The sequence below is a fragment of the Arcobacter sp. genome (assembly GCF_050300555.1).
GTDB lineage: Bacteria > Campylobacterota > Campylobacteria > Campylobacterales > Arcobacteraceae > Arcobacter.
In genome coordinates, this window is the sequence record NZ_JBNKXY010000422.1 from 1 (window position 1) to 523 (window position 523).

A 523-nucleotide genomic window follows, 5' to 3' on the forward strand; every position below is an offset into this window, starting at 1 on the left:
AATATCGGTGCCAGCATGCTTCAAACCTTAAATAAGAATAGACAACATAAGGTACTTTCTTTTGTGACACAACCATGTTGGAAGGTTGTACATCACGAGGATAATCAGCCATGTGCTGTGCATGATCTTGTTTTCACCAAATGGATTTATTCCATAGGTACTCAAAGCAAACCTTATATTTCTACTCTTTGATCCAAATGCTTTATATTGAAGATAAAAAAAATTCCACTGAGTTCCATCCATAGGGTGTCAAATCTCCTCATCATTTTTCCTACGCTTCTCAGAATGCCAGCGCACCAGTTCCGCATCCCTAGGGTTAGAGAACACACGTTTCAAACGATCGATCACTGGAAGGTACCACATCACCAAGGTAGGAATCTTTCTCTTCTTCTTGTCCTCCTTGTCAGAATCAGTTTCGTCATCAACACTCTCAGGACCGATAGCAGTCTTCTTGTTCTTATTCTTCATAGTGTCAACATACACATGATTGTAACTTCTCTTGTATCGACTCACACCACATACC

The 523-nt window shown here is 40.2% G+C and carries 1 protein-coding gene; it reads right to left on the reverse strand.

Going from position 1 to position 523, the window contains the following annotated elements; all coding sequences use genetic code 11:
• Positions 1-249: 249 nt before the first annotated feature.
• The coding region (locus ACQY5W_RS13595) for a hypothetical protein (protein WP_428025503.1) at positions 250-523 on the reverse strand (274 nt) is incomplete at its 5' end.